Genomic DNA, 17,163 nt, shown 5'->3' on the forward strand with positions numbered 1-17,163 from the left:
CGCTTGGACACGGCTGGCGCCGTGCCTGTCTTGACCCCTCCTTTTTCCCATCAACCGCTGCGGCTGGGCTTCTCCATTGCACTCCAGTACGACGTAGCGGCACCTGGCGCTGATTTCATTTTCAATGTGCAGCCAGCGCAGACCCGCCAGCAGCATCTGGTGCATGAGCGACTGACGCTCAATCAAGCCATCTTGCCGCAGGCACACATGGATTCGGTCAGCCGGTCGCGATACGTCCGGCTCCAAGCTTGGCCCGGTACGCTGACACTCAACTACCGCGCTGTGGTGGATTTATTTCACCATCAAGCCGACCCGATGGAGTTGGGTGAAATTCCCGTGATGCAACTGCCGCCCGCTGTGTTGGGTTTCCTGTGCCCGAGCCGGTATTGCGAATCGGATCGGCTGCAAGCACTCGCCATGGCTCAATTTGGGCAAGTGTCCCCCGGTTACCAACGGGTGGTCGCGATTCGCGACTGGGTGCGGACACAACTCCGCTTTGAGGCCAACACTTCCGACAGCACCACGTCCGCCTGCGACAGTTTGAACCGAGGCGCCGGGGTGTGCCGCGATTTCGCGCACGTCATGATTGGCCTGTGCCGCGCCCTGAACATTCCGGCGCGCTTTGCCACAGGGTTCGACTACGGTGCCGATCCGGCGCTGGGGCCACCGGATTTCCATGCGTACGTCGAGGTGTACGTCGGGCACCGCTGGTACTTGTTCGACCCTTCAGGCACGGCCATTCCGATGTCCTTTGTGCGCTTGGCCACGGGTCGGGATGCCAGCGATGCCGCCTTCGCCATGATTTTTGGCAGCGTGACGTGTTACGCCCCGATCATCCACGTGGCGCCACAGCCCAACGCGCAAGGCATTTTGGTGACGCCGGAACACACGTGGCGGGCGTTGTCCACGGACGGGATGGCCTCGCTGGCGCAATAAAACGAAACACACCGATACCGCGCTGAGAAGACGCGAAACCTCCCGGCGGGCACCATGGCGCCATGCCCTTCCTTCTGAGGTCTTTCGCCATGAACCTGCTGACGCCCCGCTTCTCCGCTTTGTTTTCTGCCCGTCCTTGGCTGCGCCGCACGCTGATCGGTGTGACGATGGCTGGCCTGTCCCTCAGTGGCTTGGCCGCTTGTGGTCACAATCCTGGCTCCTTCGGAGGGGACGGCGCCGCCATGACGCCGGCCAACATGGCCCAGCACCGCGACCGCATGGTCGAGCGCGTGACCAGCCAACTGAGTCTGGATGCGACGCAGAAAAAGCACCTCGTCGCCCTGATCGACACGGTTCACGAACAGCGCCAAGCCATGATGGGCGCCCCTGGGGCTGCCAGCAGCGCCAGCGGCCCAGCCGCCGGCCCGCGTGCTGAACTTCAAGCACTGATCACCGGCCCGCGTTTCGACGCCCAAGCCGCCCAAGCCCTGGCCAACCGCAAGGCCGATGCCATGAAAACCGCCAGCCCCAAGGTGATCGCCGCTTTCGCCACGTTCTATGACAGCCTCAAGCCCGAGCAGCAGCAAAAAGTGCGCGATTTCTTGAACAGCCGTGGCCCCGGCAGCCGCCAGGGTCATGGGCAGGGTCATGGCCACGGCGGTTGGGGCTACTGAACGGGTGCGCTACCCTCGCCGTCATGCATCGCATTTTGTTGATTGACGACGACGAGCACCTCGGCCCGCCGCTGGCCACTTACCTGCGGCGCTTCGATCTGGCGCTGCATGCAGCGCTGCGCCCCAGCGCCGGGCGGGCGCTGTTGGCGCAACCGCCCGCGCCACGCTGGCCGGGCGAGGAGGCGGCCCCTTTCGCCGCCGTCATCCTCGACGTGATGCTGCCCGAAATGGACGGCTTCGAGTTGCTGCGCCAATTGCGGCGCGATCACCCGCAACTGCCCGTGCTGATGCTGACGGCACGCGGCGAGCTGGCCGACCGCGTGGTCGGGCTGGAACTGGGGGCGGACGACTACCTCCCCAAACCCTTTGAGCCGCGTGAGTTGGCCGCCCGGTTGCACACCATCTTGCGCCGAGCGACGCCGGCACCGCCCCAGCCCTCACCACCCCCGACAGGCGCCGAGGCTCCGCTGCGTTTCGAAGGTTTGATCTTGGATTCGCTGCGGCGCGAAGCGGTGGCCGAAGGTCGCGGCCCGCTCGACCTGACCGGCACCGAATTCGAATTGTTGCTGCTGCTGGCCCGCGAGCCTGGCCGGGTCTTCAGCCGCGATGACATCCTCACCCGCCTGCGCGGCCACGATGCCGAGCTTTACACCCGCGCCGTGGACATCCTGGTGTCGCGCTTGCGGCGCAAGCTGGAACCGCTCCAGTGCATCAAAACCCTGCGCAACGCCGGTTACAGCTTCGCCGGCACCCCGCTGTGACGCCCCATGCGCCCATGTCCGCCTGGCACCGGTGGCGCCATTCGCTGGGCGCACGCTTGGTGCTGCTGTTCGTGTTGCTGGCGTTGGCATCGAGTGCCGTGTTTGTCGGCGGGGTGCAACATGCGTTGGGCACCGGTTGGCGCATGGCAGTGCGCCCTTTGGTGGAAGATTACGTCGATCGCCTCGCTGCGGAGGTGGGGACGCCACCCGACATCGAACGGGCCCGCGCCCTGGCTGAACGCCTGCCCTTGGCCCTGCGCATTGAGGGGCCGGTGGTGAATTGGGTGTCGAACCGCGAGGCGCCGGGGCTGTCGGGTGAACCGCTGTTTCACCATCCCCCCGGGCAGCCCCCGGCCTCGGGGATGCACCCGCACCGCCATCACCGCCTTGTCGATCCGGAACACGCTTGGCTGGCGCGCACCACAGCCGATGGCCACCTCCTGCAATTCGCGCTGGACACCGAAGGCTGGGTGCGCCGACCACGCGCCATCGGAGCCTTCACCCTCGCGTTGTTGCTGAGTTTGTTGGGGCTGACGTGGTGGTGGGTGCGCCGCTGGCTGCTGCGCCCCTTGCAGCGCATCGGTGCTGGGGCGGAACGTTTTGGCCGAGGGGACTTCAGCCAACCCATCGATCTGGCTCGCCCCGATGAGCTGGGTGAATTGGCCGGGCGCGTCAACCGCATGGCCACCGACCTGCGCGGCATGCTCGATGCCCAACACAGCCTGCTGTTGGCCATCAGCCATGAACTGCGCTCGCCGCTGACACGCGCCCGCCTCAACGCCGAGCTGATCGACGACAGCCCCGAACGCGACGCCCTGTTGCGCGACCTGGGCCAAATGCGCGACCTCATCAGCGACTTGCTTGAAAGCGAGCGCCTCACCCGCCCCGATGCCAGCCTGCAACGCACCCTGACCGACGCCGCCGATTGGGTCGCGCTGCTGGCGCAAGTGCGCGAGGCGTTGCACGCGGCTTACCCGCAAGCCGAACCGGCTTTGTGCGTCCAACTTCCTGAGCACCTGCCGGCGGCCCCGGTGGATCGGACGCGCTTGGCGCTGCTGGTGCGCAATGTGCTGTCCAACGCCTGGCGCCACGCCGCCGATGCCCCCTTCCCACCCGAATTGAGCGTGCAGTGGCACCCAGAGGCTGGCGGCTGGTTGACGCTGAGTGTGCGCGACCGTGGGCCGGGCGTGGCCCCCGAGCAGCTCACCCGCTTGGCCGAGCCGTTTTACCGCCCAGACAGCGCCCGCACCCGCAGCGCAGGCGGCGTCGGGCTCGGATTGCACCTGTGCCGGCGGGTGGCCGAAGCGCACGGTGGCACCTTGATTTTAGAGAACGCAGCGCCGGGGTTGCGCGTCACGGCCCGGCTGCCTTGGCCTGCGTCGGGGGCGACAATCTCTGCATGAATCTGTCCCCTCCCGTAACCCCGGTGGCCGATCTGGACACCACCCTCGCCGCTCAAGGCTACGCCGTGCTCGACGCCGATGGCGCCGCCACCCTGCTCCACCACCCCGTCGCCGCCCTGGAAGACTGGCGCCCCTTTTGGGATCGCCTGCCCGCCGACCGCTACCTGCGCGACGGGGGCCGTTACCGCCGCCGCCGCCACAGTTGTTTCATCGTCGAAGGTGAACAGGTCACGCTCGTGCCCCACCGGCCACACTGGCAGCCCGTGGAGTACAACGCTTTGCACGGCGGCATCGAACGGCATTTCGAGCCGATGGAAACGGCGCACCTGGCCCATCCGCTGTGGGCGCGCTGGCTGGTGGCCATGGCGGCACGGGCGTCAGCACTCAAAGGGGCACGCCCTTGGTATATGGAAGCCCATCCGTTCCGCATCGACACCACCGACGGCATCGGCCGCCCCACGCCCGAAGGCGCGCACCGCGACGGGGTCGATCTGGTGACGGTCACGCTGGTGGGCCGCGAGGCCATCAAGGGCGGCGAAACCCGTGTGTTCGCCGCCCAAGGGCGGGCCGGCGAGCGCTTCACCCTGAGTCAAGCGTGGAGCACGCTGTTGCTCGACGATGAACGGGTGATCCACGAATCCACCCCGATTCAACCCCTCCGCCCCGAACAGCCCGGCCACCGCGACACCCTGGTGTTGACGTTCCGCGCCGGCAGTTTCCAAGGCCCCTGACGATTCATCCGAATTCAGACGACAAGGAGCAATCTGCATGCACATCGGCATCCTCACCGGCGGCGGTGACTGCCCCGGTCTCAACGCCGTGATCCGCGCCGTGACGCTGGCGCTCATCAACGAATGTGGCGCCCGCGTCACCGGGATTGAACGCGGCTTTTTGGGCCTCATCACCCGCAACGTCCAACCCTTGGATGCCCGCTCGGTCGAAGGTATCTTGGCGCAGGGCGGCACCGTTTTGGGCACGCACAACCGCTGCGATCCGTTCCACTACTTTGGCGCGGGCGGCGCGGATGTGTCCGCCCAAGCCCTGGCCTACGCCCGCGACGAGCTGGGGTTGGATGGTTTGGTGGTGATCGGCGGCGACGGCACGATGGTGATTGCCCACCGTTTTGCCGAACTGGGCTTGCCCGTGGTCGGCGTGCCCAAAACCATCGACAACGACTTGGCGTGTACCGAACGCACCTTCGGTTTTGACAGCGCCGTGGCCGTGGTCGCCGAAGCGCTGGATCGGCTGGAAACCACGGCACGCAGCCACCGCCGGGTGATGATCGCCGAGACCATGGGACGCTACGCGGGGTGGATTGCCCTCGAAGGCGGCATGGCGGGTGGTGCCGATGTGATCCTGCTGCCCGAAGTGCCGTTTGATGTGGACGAGGTGGCCCGCGTCTGCGCCGAACGCGAAGCGCGGGACGGCTACACCCTGATCTGCATCGCCGAAGGCGCCCATGCCCGCGATCAAGGCTTGACCGTGCGCGCCACCCTCGCCGACAGCCCCGACCCGCTGCGCCTCGGTGGCGTCGGCCAGTGGCTGCAACACCAGTTGCAACCGCGCTTGCAAAGCGAAGTGCGCACCACGTTGCTGGGCCACATCCAGCGCGGCGGTTCGCCAACGCCGTATGACCGGGTGTTGTCCACGCGCTTTGGCTACCACGCGGCCCAGCTCATCCGCCGGGGCCAGTTCGGGCGCATGGTGACTTTGGAAGGTGAACACTGCGCCAGCGTCCCCCTGCAAGCCGTCGCGGGACAGACGCGCACCGTGCCCTTGGATCACCCGCTGTTGAATGCTGCACGCGGCCTGGGCATCAGCTTGGGCGAGACACAGGGCGGGGTATCTGTCTGATCTTCGTCAAGGAGCATGCAGAAGCAACTGCGACGACCTGCCGCAGTTGCGCTGGCGCAAAAAGCACCGGCGCGGGACGGTGTCTGATCACGGTCACTCGCTGACCCTGAGACCGACAACCCCGAGGAGCCATTCCAATGCGTGCCCTGCAAGACTTCCTGAGCACTGACTACGGCCTGATGAGCGCTGCTGTGATCGCCTTCACACTGGGCATGGGCGTGTACTACGTCAACTACTTCCTCAAGCACATCAAGGCGGACATCGCCGCGCACGACGCCCAGCAGAAGGCCGCTGGCGCGAAGTGATTTCCAGCGGATCGCCAGTCCTCAGGAGGCCGATTTCATCGGCCTCTTTTTCGTTCGAAACCACCCCAATAAATGCGTTAACGGGAGGGGGCTAAACTGGCGCCGCGCCGGGTGTCTCCGGTGTGCTTCGTTTCGCCTCGGAGACGGCCATTGCCATACACCCGCACCCCTCCTCCTCCCTCACCGAATTTCGCTAGAACCGCCCTGCAACTGATGCGCCCCCATCAGTGGGTGAAGAACAGCTTCGTGCTTTTCGGTGTCCTCTTCGCGGGACGGTGGGGGGATTGGGCATTGCTCGGGCAAGCCGGATTGACCTTTTTGGCTTTTTGCGCCGTCGCCAGCGCGATTTACATCGGCAATGACTTGGTCGACGTCCACGCCGACCGTGTTCACCCTCACAAACGCCATCGCCCTCTCGCCAGCGGGCTCGTTTCCACGGCACAGGCCCGCATGCTGGGGGGGCTTTTGGTGGGTCTGGGGTGCGGACTGGCTGCCACAGTTTCTTGGCCCGTCTTGGCGCTGGCGATGGGCTACATTGCCATCAACGCGGCCTACAGCCTGCGACTGAAACACGCTCCCATCTTGGACGTGTTTTGCATCTGTGCTGGCTTCATGCTGCGCATCTTGGCCGGCACGGTCGGACTGGGCATTCACCCCTCCAGCTGGTTGCTGCTGTGTGGGTTGATGTTCACTCTTTTCTTGGGTTTTGCCAAACGCCGCGCTGAATTGATGCTGATGCAGCAGCATCCCAAGCGCACCACCCGCCGTGTTTTGCACGCCTATAAACCCGAAATGCTGGAGCAATACCTGTCCATTTCGGCCACGTGTACCGTGTTGAGTTATGCCCTGTACACCGTTAGCCCCGACACCATTGAGCTGCATGGCACCGATCGCTTGATCTACACGGTGCCACTCATCATCTACGGAATCTTCCGATACCTGCTCCTGCTGCACAGCCACGGAGCTGGCCAAGATACTGCCCGCGATCTTCTGCGCGATCGCCAGTTACTGCTCTGTGTGCTGGCGTGGCTGGCTTTGACCGTGGGACTGATCAGGTGACCCCCCCCCTCCCCCCTCCTTTTTCGCCCGAAAACGTGCTCATGTCCCGCCGCACCTGGGTGGGACTGCTGGTGACTTTGGTTGTCAGTGCGCTGGGTTACCTGCTGTTTTCTGTCTGGAATGGCTGGGCCGCTGTTTGGGCGGCTGTTCAGCGCGTCCACATGCTGGGATTCGCTGTTTTGCTCGGCTTATCCTTGGTGAACTATGGGCTGCGCTTTGTCCGCTGGCAGGCTTATCTGCACGAGATGGGGCACACCGTACCCTGGAAGCCCTGTGGCCTGATTTACGTGGGTGGCTATGCCCTCACCACCACCCCCGGGAAAGTGGGAGAGGCTGTCCGCTCTGTGTTCTTGCGCGCATGGAACGTCCCGGTTTCGCACAGCCTAGCGGCTTTCGCCAGCGAACGACTGGCTGACTTGGTCGGCATCATGGCCCTGGCCTGCTTAGGCGCTTGGAGTTTCACCACGCACCGTTCACTGATTGGGTTCGGGTGGGTGTTGATTTTGCTGTTGTGGGTCGGGCTGGTGCATGGCCACCGCGTGATACACAAACTCTCCCCCTCCGACACGTTGCCGCACAACGCCTGGTCGGGGCTCCTCCAACGGGTCACGCACGCACTGTCCGCGACTCGGCAGTGCCATCGCCCCGGCTTGGTGGCGTGGGTTTGGCCCATGACCGCCCTGGCCTGGATGGCTGAAGCTTGGGCCCTCCACCTCTTGCTCGGCTGGTTGGACATTCACTGTCACTGGCTGTTTTCCTTTTTTGTTTATGCCGTGGCCATGATGGCGGGCGCTTTCAGTTTCTTACCGGGTGGATTGGGGGGCACCGAAGCCGTCATGGTGGGCTTGCTGCTCTGGCATGGTGCGGATCCACCGGTGGCAGTGGCCGCGACCATCGTTGTGCGGCTGACCACGTTATGGTTCGCTGTTTTGCTGGGCTTGGTCGCTCTGTCGATCTTATGGCGCCAGCACCAACTGCCTCGCACTGGCGTGTCCCCATGACACAACCCACCCAAGCCTGGGGCCGGATGCCCACCCCCCCCGCAAAATACGAACGGCCCCTCACCGACCGTCACACCAACCTGCCACGACCGAGCGATGCACAAAACACCCTGCTCGCTCATGGATGGGGCCGTAGTTATGGCGATGTGGCACTCAATCCGGGCCACACCCTGTTGCACACTCGCCATCTGGATCGTTTCATGGCTTTCGATCCTGCAACCGGTGTGCTGCGCGCTGAAGCGGGCGTGTCGCTGGATGCCATCCTGCGATTGGTGATTCCACAAGGCTGGTTTTTACCTGTGACCCCGGGAACACGCTTTGTCACCCTGGGCGGGGCTGTGGCCAACGATGTTCACGGTAAAAACCACCATGTGATGGGCTCGTTCGGAGATCACGTGCGCGCCTTGGAACTGTTGCGCTCGGACGGTTCCCGCCAGCAGTGCAGCGCCACGCAGCATCCTGACTGGTTTCGTGCCACGGTCGGTGGGCTGGGTCTCACGGGCTTGATCACTTGGGTTGAAATTGGGCTGCGTCGCATCGCGCAACCCGATGTCCAAGCCATCAACCGGCGTTTCGCCTCGATCGACGACTATTGGGCCTTGGATGCCCATTGGATGCCTCGGTGTGAATACGCTGTCGCTTGGGTCGATTGCCTGCGTGGTGGCCGTGGCATTTACACGGCGGGCCTGCACGCTGGCGCTCAGGCGCAGTGGCGTCACCCGCCTGCTCCGCAGCGTCAGTGGCCGATGACACCTCCGCTGTCGCTGGTCAACCGCGCCTCCGTTTGGGGGTTCAACTGGCTGTACTACCACCGTCCGCTGCCACCTCAAACCCTCATGCCCTGGCCGGCCTTTTTTTACCCGTTGGACGGTATTGGCCAATGGAATCGCATGTACGGCCCGCGTGGCTTCATTCAGTACCAATGCGTGCTCCCCCCTGCGACCATGCGTGACGCCAGCCGTGAACTGCTGCGCCTGATTGGTTCACGCGGACAAGGCTCTTTCCTCGCCGTGTTCAAAACCTTTGGCAACCGGACTGCCCCTGGCATGCTGTCATTCCCCCGGCCAGGTTCAACCTTGGCGCTGGACTTTCCCTTCCAGGGCGAGGCCACCCTCCGTTTGTGCCACGAACTCGATGCCGTGGTGCGCGAGGCACAGGGAGCGCTGTATCCCGCCAAGGATGCACGCATGCCCGGGTCGATGTTCCGTGCAGGCTACCCCGATTGGGAAGCCTTCAGCACCTATGTCGATCCGGCGTTTTCGTCCGGTTTTTGGCGGCGTGTTCAGACGTGACAATGCCCCCCTCCCCCGCTCCTCACCACCCAGCCTCTCACCGAATATTGACGCGATGAAACACAAGTTTCTTCTGTTGGGCGCCACATCCGCCATCGCCCACGCCACTGCTCGGTTGTGGGTTCAACGCGGTGCGGCACTGGTGTTGGTCGGACGCGATGCCGTCAAACTTCAGCAGGCGCTGCAAGACCTGCAAGTGCGTGCGGGGCCACAAGCGCATCTGCTGCACGCCATCCAAGCCGATTTGGAAGATGTCAGCCGCCACGCCGCTTTGATCGACGAAGCCTGGCAACGCTTAGGGGGGTTGGATGGCGTTCTCATCGCCCATGGCACCTTGCCAGACCAAACGGCCTGCGATGCCGATGTGTCTCTGGCCTTGGCGCATTTGCATACCAATGGGGTGTCGGTGGTGTCGCTGTGCGCCCACATCGCGCAGCGCATGAAGACGGCCCAAGCGGGCACGCTGGCGGTCATTTCATCCGTTGCAGGCGATCGGGGGCGACAGTCCAATTACCTCTATGGTGCAGCCAAAGGCCTGGTGAGTTTGTATCTCCAAGGACTTCGCAATCGCCTGTACCCGCACGGGGTGCATGTGCTGACCATCAAACCTGGGTTTGTGGACACCCCCATGACAGCAGGCATCGGCCCGAAAGGGGCACTCTGGGCCACGCCGGAGCGTGTTGCCGCCGACATCGTCCGCGCCATGGATCGCAACACCGACGTGCTATACACCCCCGGTTTCTGGCGTTTCATCATGATGGTGGTGAGGCACATTCCGGAACGGGTGTTCAAGCGTCTGCGTCTCTGACGCAATGGGGCTGGAGATGCGCTTGGCTTTGTTCGATTTCGACGGCACCCTCACGACCCGTGACAGCCTCATGCCTTTCCTACGCCATGTCGTGGGAACGCCGGCGTTCATCGCCGGGCTGGGTGCCATGAGCCCGGTCTTAGCGGCTTACGCCTTCGGCTGGATGCGCAATGACCGGGCCAAAGAACGGGTGTTGCACTGGTTCTTGGGTGGTCGTCGTCTCGCGGAGGTGGAAGACGCTGGGCAAGCGTTTGCCCAGACACGCTTACCCCGACTCCTGCGTCCGAGCATGATGGCCACGCTTCACCAGCATCAAGCCAGGGGCGACACATGCGTGCTGGTCAGTGCCTCACTGGGCTGCTATCTGCGCCCGTGGGCCCAGGCCCATCGGTTCGATGCCGTGCTGTGCTCCGAGCTGGTCGCCACACCAGGGCGATTGGGCGAGCCCCAGCGCATCAACGGACAGCTCGCCGGTGCCAACTGCTTCGGGCCCGAAAAAGTGGCTCGCATCCAAGATTGGTTGGCGGGGCGCACGCCCACGCACGTCAGTGCGTACGGGGACAGTCGAGGTGATCGCGAAATGTTGGCACTGGCCGACAGCCCTCACTATCGTCCTTGGCGTCACCCCTGAACCCGGGGACGCTCTTCCTCCAACGCCCCGTTGTCGCTGCTGAGCTGCTGCAACTCCACCATGCGGCGGTAAATCCCGCCCTCGCGCTGCATCAGCGCGTCGTGGGCGCCCAGCTCGGCCACCTGCCCGTGGTTCAACACCACAATGCGATCCGCCTCGCGGATGGTGGACAGCCGGTGCGCGATGCTGATCAACGTCAAGCGGCCCCGCAAACCGGACAGCGCCCGTTGCACCACTTGCTCGGTGGCGCTGTCAATGTGAGACGTCGCTTCGTCCAGCAGCAGGATGCGCGGCTCGCCCGCCAAGGCCCGCGCCAAGGCCACGAGCTGCTTTTCCCCCACGGCCAGGCGCGCGCCGCCTTCGCCCAACACCGTGTCGAAGCCTTGCGGCAGGCGTTCGATGAAATCGAGCGCCCCGGCCAGGCGGGCGGCGTCGCGCACCCGTTCAGCGCTCAACGGGCGGTTCATGGCGATGTTGTCGCGCACGCTGGCGGCGAGCAAAAAGGGCTCTTGCGGCACCAGGGCGACGGCCTCGCGGAAGTGGGCTTCATCCAATTCGGCCAGCGCGTGGCCATCGACCCGCAAGCATTCCGCAGGCACCGGGTAAAAGCGCAACAGCAAGGCCAGCAGCGTGCTTTTGCCTGACCCCGTCGGGCCGACGATGCCGATGAACTCGCCGGGCTGCACCTGCAAACTCACCTCGCGCAGCACGGGCGTGCCGGGGGTGTAAGCGAAGCTGAGGCGATCGAGCTGCACCTCGCCCGCTGTCACCCGGCCAGCGGCGTGCGGGCGCTCGGCCTCGGCTTCCTCCAGCAAGGTGTTGACACGCGCAGCGGCCACCACCGCTTGCTGCAACTGCGAAAACTGCGTGGTGAGCTGCACCAGCGGCTCCACCACCCGACCGATGTAGCTGACAAAGGCATACAGCACGCCCACCTCCAGCGCCCCCAACGCCCCGCCGTGTTCTCGCAGGCCGAACACGGCGATCACCAGCGCCAGCATCAGCACATTCAGCAAATCGAGCATCGGGCGCAGCAGCCAGGCGTTGGCGCGCAGTTCGGCTTTGCGGGAACGGTAGTGCGCTTCGTTCAAACGAGCGTAACGCGCTCCGTAAGCGACGCTAGCGCCAGTGGCCTGCAACACCGGCATCCCAGCGATGGATTCCGCCGTTTGGGCGTTCAAATCGCTGCGCAAGGCACGGGTTTGCGCCACCGCAGCGGCAGACAGGTGCCGGTACAGCGCCACGATGCCCAACACCGCCGGCACCAGCAGCAGCACGACCAGCATCAAGCGCCAGTTCAGCAGCGCCATCGTCACCAACAAACTGCTGACCATGATGACGCTGTCCAACATCACGAACAGCACCTGGATGTAGAGCTGTTTGACGGCTTCGGTGTCGTTCGTCACCCGGCTGACGAGTTGGCCGGTGATGGCGCTGTCGAAAAAGCGCATCGGCAGGCGCAGCACATGGCCGTACACGGTTTCGCGGATGCGCTGCACCGCCCGCATCGCCAACCCAGACAGGCGAATGAGCTGCACATACCGCAGCCAACTCGCCACGCACCCGGCCAGCAGCGCCCCGCCCAACAGGCCAAGCATGGCGCCAAGCTGCGGGTCACGCGGTAACAGGTAGCGGTCGATGAACGCTTTGCCCAGCACGGGGCCGAGTGCATCCAGCCCAGCCGCCAGCAGCAGCCCGAACAGACCGAGCCAGAGTTGGCGCACGTCGGGCTGGGCGGCACGCCACAGCAGGCTGGCGGCGCGGCGGGTCGGGGGGGCGGCGTCAGTCGTCATGCAGCGAAGCCTCCAACTGTTGAATGCGCCATTGCTGCGCGTACCAGCTTGCCGCCGTGCCCCGCGCCAGCAATTCAGCGTGCGTGCCCCATTCGCTGAGGTGGCCGTGACGCAGCACGGCAATCGCGTCCGCGTCCATCACCGCTGAAAGCCGGTGGCTGACGATCAACACTGTGCGCCCGCGCCGCTGCTCACGCAGGTGCTGGAGGATGTCGTGTTCGGTTTGCGCGTCCACGGCGGACAGGGCATCGTCCAGCAGCAGCAACGGCGCATCCGCCAACAAAGCGCGGGCGATGGCCACGCGTTGGCGCTGGCCGCCCGAGAGCGTCACGCCGCGTTCGCCCACGGGAGTGTCGTAGCCTTGCGGCAGGCGGGTGATGTCCTCGTGCACCGCCGCCAAGCGGGCGGCATGTTCGATCTCGGCCCGGCTGGCCTCGGGGCGGGCCAAGGCGATGTTCTCGGCCACGCTGGCGGAAAACAAAATCGGCTCCTGCGGCACCCAGGCAATGCCAGCGCGCAGCGCTTCCAGGGTGTAGTCCGTCAAGGCCACGCCGCCCCAGGTGATGGCCCCCGCTTGCGGCGCCCACTGCCGCAACAGCAAGCGCAGCAGCGTGCTTTTGCCCGCACCCGTGGGGCCGACCAGACCCAGCGTTTGCCCGGCAGGCAGCGTCCAGCTCACGCCGTCCAGCGCTGGGGCGGTGGCACCGGGGTAGGAAAAACGCAGCCCGTCCACACGCAGCGCGCCAGCGGTTACGGGGGCGATGCGGCCATCATCGTCAATCGCCAGCGGTTCGGCCAGCACGGCATGCAAGCGACCCCACGCCGCCCGGCCACGCTCCCACAGCGACAGCACCCAACCCGCCGCGAACATCGGCCAAATCAGTTGCCCGAGGTACAGCCCGAAGCTGGTGAGTTGGCCGACGCTGAGTTCACCGTGCCACACCAACCAGCCGCCCAGGCCAAGCGACAGCACCATCGCCGCACTCAAGGTCAGCCCAACCGCCGGTTCGTAACGCGCTTCCCAGCGCTGGGCGTCCAGGCTGGCATCGGCGGCGGCTTGGGCCAGTTCGGCAAACCGGGCGCTGCTGCGCGCCTCCAACCCCAGGGCGCGCAGGGTGCGCACGCCGGTGAGGGTTTCTTGCACCTGGTCGTTCAAATGGCCGAAGCGTTCCAAGGCGTTGCGCGAGGCGTCATGCACATGGCGCGAAATCCACCAGAACGCCAAGGCCATCGCCGGAAACGGCAGCAGCGCCACCGCCGCCAAACGGCCATCGACCGCCAGCACCATCGTCGCCACGACGAGGATCAAGGTCAGCGTGCCATCAAACCCGGCCAGCACGGCTTCGCCAGCGGCCAACTCGACGGCGTCCACATCGTTGGTGGCCAGTGCCATCACATCACCGGTGCGGCGCTGCTGGAAAAAGCGCGGCCCCTGTGCCGCCAAGCGTTGGTAAAGCTGCTCGCGCAGCTCCACGCCCATGCGGTACGCGGCGCCATACAGGCGCAGCCGCCACGCCACCCGCAAACCGTAAATGCCGACGCCAGCGGCCAGCAGCCACGCCAATTCACGCCACAGGGCCGCGCCGTACAAGCGTTGCGCCACCAAGCCATCCACCATCGCGCCGACGTGGTGCGGAATCCACACCGTCAACAGCGCGATGCAGGCCAACATCGCCGCTGCCGGCACGTAGGCGCGGGCGTGACGGCGCACGAAGTCCGTCACCAAAGCGGCCAGGCTGGCGGGCAGCGCGTGCATGTTCAGCGCCTCACACCTTCAGCAGATGAGCGCGGTAGTGCAGCAGCTCGTCGATGGATTCGTGGATGTCCGCCATCGCGGTGTGGGCCTGGGCTTTCTTGAAACTCTCCACCGCGCTCGGATGCCAGCGGCGGGCGATTTCCTTCAAGGTGCTCACATCCAAGTTGCGATAGTGGAAGAAGGCTTCCAAACGCGGCATGTAGTTGGCCAAAAAGCGGCGATCCTGGCAGATCGAGTTGCCGCACATCGGGCTTTTGCCCTTGTACAGATACTGCGCCAAAAACTCGATGACCTTCTCTTCGGCCTCGGCCTCGCTCACCGTGGAAGCCTTGACGCGGTCAATCAGCCCGCTTTTGCCGTGGGTGCCTTTGTTCCAGGCATCCATTTTGTCCAGCGTTTCATCGCTTTGGTGAACCGCGAACACCGGGCCTTCGATGCGCTGGGTGAGCTGCGCATCCGTCACCACCACGGCGATTTCGATGATGCGGTCGCTGTTCGGTTGCAGGCCGGTCATCTCCAAATCGATCCAGATCAGGTTTTGTTCGTGGCGCGGCAGGGTCGGGGCGTTCATGGCAGGGTTTTTTCCAACAAAGGCAACAGGGCGGGCATTGTCCGTCAGCCGCCCTACACTGCCGGCCATGCAGGCATCCCTTCTCTCCCTCGTTTTTTGTGTGGTGTTGTTGGCTTCGCTGGCGGTCAAGTTTTGGCTGGCCGGACGGCAAATGCGCCACGTTCACCAGCATCGCCACGCTGTCCCGGCGCCGTTTGACGCCACCATCGCGCTGGACGCCCACCAACGCGCCGCCGATTACACCATCGCCAAACTGCGCTTCGGGCTGGTGGCTGAAGGCTTCTCGGCGGCGGTGCTCATCGTCTGGACGCTGTTGGGCGGGCTGGACGCGCTCAACGGCGTGGTACACGACGCCATCGCCCCGCGCTGGGGAGACATGGCCTACCAGCTCGCGCTGTTCGCGGCGTTCAGCGTCATGGGCAGCGTCATCGAACTGCCCTTCGACTGGTGGCGCACCTTCCGCCTCGAACAACAGTTCGGCTTCAACCGCATGACGCCGGGGCTGTTCTTCGCTGATTTGGTGAAGGGCGCTGCGGTGGGAGCCGTCATCGGCCTGCCGCTGCTGGCGGCGGTGCTGTGGGTGATGGGCGCCACCGGCGGGCTGTGGTGGCTGTGGGCCTGGGTGTTGCTCACTGGCTTCATGCTGCTGATGCAGGTGATTTACCCGACCTTCATCGCCCCGCTGTTCAACAAGTTTGAGCCCCTGGCGGACGCTGAACTGTCCGCCCGCGTCAACGGTTTGATGCAACGCTGCGGCTTCCAATCCAAGGGCTTTTTTGTGATGGATGGCAGCAAGCGCTCCGCCCACGGCAACGCCTACTTTGCCGGGCTGGGCCGCGCCAAACGAGTGGTGTTTTTCGACACCTTGCTCTCGCGCCTGCAAACCCCAGAAATCGAAGCGGTGCTGGCGCATGAGCTGGGCCACTTCCACCACAAACACGTGTTGCTGCGCACGGTGCAGGTGATCGGCATGAGTTTGGCGGGCTTTGCGCTGCTGGGCTGGCTGGCCGGGCAGGCGTGGTTTTATGTCGGCCTGGGGGTCACGCCCAACATGATGGTGCCAAACCACGCGCTGGCACTGTTGCTGTTCAGCCTGGCGCTGCCGGCGTTCACCTTCTTCATTTCACCCCTGATGGCGCGCAGCTCCCGCAAGGCCGAGTTTGAAGCCGACGCCTACGCCTGCGCCCACACCAGCGGCGCCGACCTGAGCCGCGCTCTGCTCAAGCTCTACCAAGACAACGCCTCCACACTGACGCCCGACCCGGTTTATGCCGGCTTCTACTACTCGCACCCGCCCGCCGCCGAGCGCCTGGCCGCCATGCAACGCCTGAGCGGGGCCGCAGCATGAGCCGGGGCGCAGGGCACAAACACGCTCGCAAAGCCCAAGCTGCGCAAAGCCTGGCCCAGGCGTTGGTGGTCGGGATGCATGGCCGCCATGTGGTGATCGAAACCGATGCGGGCGAACGCCATATCGCCCACGCACGCGGCAAGAAGAGCGAGTGCGTGGTGGGAGATCGCGTCCACTGGCAGCCGGCGGGCGATGAAGCCGTGGTGGAAGCCCTGGCACCGCGCCGCAACCTGCTGCGCCGGCAGGACGAGTGGCGCACCAAATCCTTTGCTGCCAACCTGGATCAACTGCTGATCATGCTGGCGGGTGAGCCGATGTTCAGCGAATCGCAGCTCACGCGCTCGCTGATCGCGGCGGAGGATGCCGGCATCCGCGCCGTGCTGCTGCTGAACAAGGTGGACGTGCCCGCCGCCGAGCTGGCCCGCGAGCGCCTCGCGCCCTACCGTGCCATGGGCTTGACGGTGCTAGAAACCACCCTCACCGCCGACCCCACCGCCGCCCACGCGCAACTGGCGCCGCTGCTGGCGGGGCACACCACGCTCATCCTCGGGCCCAGCGGCACGGGCAAAAGCACGCTCATCAACTTGATGGTGCCGGAAGCGGCGGCGCAAACCGGGGAGATCTCACAAGCGCTCAACAGTGGCCGGCACACCACCACCACCAGCACCTGGTACTGGTTGGCAGCGGCGGGCGACGACGCGCCACGCGGGGCGCTGATCGATTCACCGGGCTTCCAAGAATTCGGCCTGATGCACATCGCCCCGACGCAGTTGGCCGAACTGATGCCCGACCTGCGCACCCACCTCGGCGGCTGCAAGTTCTACAACTGCACGCACCGGCACGAACCCGGCTGCGGCGTGCGCGCCGCGCTGGAGGCTGGGCAGATTCACCCGAACCGCCATCGGCTGTACGAAGCCTTGTGGGACGAGCTGGAGGCCGGGCAGCGGGCCGGGTGAAGCCTCCCACGCCCA

Annotated in this window: 17 protein-coding genes; 14 read left to right on the forward strand and 3 right to left on the reverse strand. The window is 65.1% G+C overall.

What is annotated here, in order from left to right:
- Positions 1-21: 21 nt before the first annotated feature.
- From VITFI_RS12475 to VITFI_RS12530, 12 genes are all read left to right on the forward strand, one after another.
- Positions 22-936, forward strand: a complete 915-nt coding sequence (locus VITFI_RS12475; RefSeq protein ID WP_198301463.1) for a transglutaminase-like domain-containing protein — start codon at positions 22-24, stop codon at positions 934-936.
- 89 nt (positions 937-1,025) lie between these two features.
- Positions 1,026-1,610 carry a Spy/CpxP family protein refolding chaperone gene (locus VITFI_RS12480; protein ID WP_089417236.1) on the forward strand — a complete coding sequence of 195 codons (585 nt, stop codon included), beginning with the start codon at positions 1,026-1,028 and terminating at the stop codon, positions 1,608-1,610.
- A 23-nt stretch (positions 1,611-1,633) separates the two neighbouring features.
- Complete coding sequence (locus tag VITFI_RS12485) at positions 1,634-2,371, forward strand: response regulator transcription factor (RefSeq protein ID WP_089417237.1); 738 nt, start codon at positions 1,634-1,636, stop codon at positions 2,369-2,371.
- A gap of 14 nt (positions 2,372-2,385) precedes the next feature.
- Positions 2,386-3,774: a sensor histidine kinase gene (locus VITFI_RS12490; protein ID WP_089417238.1), complete on the forward strand. Its 1,389-nt coding sequence runs from the start codon at positions 2,386-2,388 to the stop codon at positions 3,772-3,774.
- The gene (locus tag VITFI_RS12495) at positions 3,771-4,505 is read left to right on the forward strand and encodes a 2OG-Fe dioxygenase family protein (protein WP_089417239.1); all 735 of its coding nucleotides are present in this window, start codon (positions 3,771-3,773) and stop codon (positions 4,503-4,505) included. The genes VITFI_RS12490 and VITFI_RS12495 overlap by 4 nt, the downstream gene beginning before the upstream one ends.
- 37 nt (positions 4,506-4,542) lie before the next feature.
- Positions 4,543-5,628, forward strand: a complete 1,086-nt coding sequence (locus tag VITFI_RS12500) for a 6-phosphofructokinase (protein WP_089417240.1) — start codon at positions 4,543-4,545, stop codon at positions 5,626-5,628.
- A 137-nt stretch (positions 5,629-5,765) separates the two neighbouring features.
- Positions 5,766-5,933: a DUF3149 domain-containing protein gene (locus VITFI_RS12505; RefSeq protein ID WP_089417241.1), complete on the forward strand. Its 168-nt coding sequence runs from the start codon at positions 5,766-5,768 to the stop codon at positions 5,931-5,933.
- Positions 5,934-6,053: 120 nt separating this feature from the next.
- The gene (locus VITFI_RS12510; RefSeq protein ID WP_269768721.1) at positions 6,054-6,992 is read left to right on the forward strand and encodes a decaprenyl-phosphate phosphoribosyltransferase; all 939 of its coding nucleotides are present in this window, start codon (positions 6,054-6,056) and stop codon (positions 6,990-6,992) included.
- Positions 6,993-7,033: 41 nt separating this feature from the next.
- Positions 7,034-7,993, forward strand: coding sequence for a lysylphosphatidylglycerol synthase transmembrane domain-containing protein (locus VITFI_RS12515; protein WP_157725675.1), 960 nt, complete (start codon positions 7,034-7,036; stop codon positions 7,991-7,993).
- Positions 7,990-9,285, forward strand: coding sequence for an FAD-binding oxidoreductase (locus tag VITFI_RS12520; RefSeq protein ID WP_089417244.1), 1,296 nt, complete (start codon positions 7,990-7,992; stop codon positions 9,283-9,285). The genes VITFI_RS12515 and VITFI_RS12520 overlap by 4 nt, the downstream gene beginning before the upstream one ends.
- A 55-nt stretch (positions 9,286-9,340) precedes the next feature.
- Complete coding sequence (locus VITFI_RS12525) at positions 9,341-10,093, forward strand: SDR family oxidoreductase (RefSeq protein WP_089417245.1); 753 nt, start codon at positions 9,341-9,343, stop codon at positions 10,091-10,093.
- Positions 10,094-10,115: 22 nt separating this feature from the next.
- A complete protein-coding gene (locus tag VITFI_RS12530; protein ID WP_157725676.1) occupies positions 10,116-10,724 on the forward strand; it encodes an HAD family hydrolase in 609 nt (202 codons plus the stop codon).
- Here the strand turns inward: VITFI_RS12530 and VITFI_RS12535 are convergent.
- The 3 genes from VITFI_RS12535 to orn are packed head-to-tail and all read right to left on the reverse strand — an operon-like array spanning position 10,715 to position 14,844.
- The gene (locus VITFI_RS12535; protein WP_089417247.1) at positions 10,715-12,517 is read right to left on the reverse strand and encodes an ABC transporter ATP-binding protein; all 1,803 of its coding nucleotides are present in this window, start codon (positions 12,515-12,517) and stop codon (positions 10,715-10,717) included. The genes VITFI_RS12530 and VITFI_RS12535 overlap by 10 nt on opposite strands.
- The gene (locus VITFI_RS12540; protein WP_089417248.1) at positions 12,507-14,273 is read right to left on the reverse strand and encodes an ABC transporter ATP-binding protein; all 1,767 of its coding nucleotides are present in this window, start codon (positions 14,271-14,273) and stop codon (positions 12,507-12,509) included. The genes VITFI_RS12535 and VITFI_RS12540 overlap by 11 nt, the downstream gene beginning before the upstream one ends.
- Before the next feature lie 10 nt (positions 14,274-14,283).
- Entirely contained in the window at positions 14,284-14,844 is a 561-nt protein-coding gene (orn, locus tag VITFI_RS12545) for an oligoribonuclease (RefSeq protein ID WP_089417249.1), read from the reverse strand.
- A gap of 67 nt (positions 14,845-14,911) precedes the next feature.
- Here orn and VITFI_RS12550 point away from each other — a divergent pair, with 67 nt between their 5' ends.
- On the forward strand, positions 14,912-16,192 hold the full coding sequence (locus tag VITFI_RS12550; protein WP_089417250.1) for a M48 family metallopeptidase: 1,281 nt from the start codon (positions 14,912-14,914) through the stop codon (positions 16,190-16,192).
- Complete coding sequence (gene rsgA, locus VITFI_RS12555; protein WP_089417251.1) at positions 16,189-17,148, forward strand: ribosome small subunit-dependent GTPase A; 960 nt, start codon at positions 16,189-16,191, stop codon at positions 17,146-17,148. The genes VITFI_RS12550 and rsgA overlap by 4 nt, the downstream gene beginning before the upstream one ends.
- The last annotated feature ends 15 nt before the right edge of the window (positions 17,149-17,163 follow it).

This window comes from Vitreoscilla filiformis (genome assembly GCF_002222655.1).
Lineage (GTDB): Bacteria > Pseudomonadota > Gammaproteobacteria > Burkholderiales > Burkholderiaceae_C > Ideonella > Ideonella filiformis.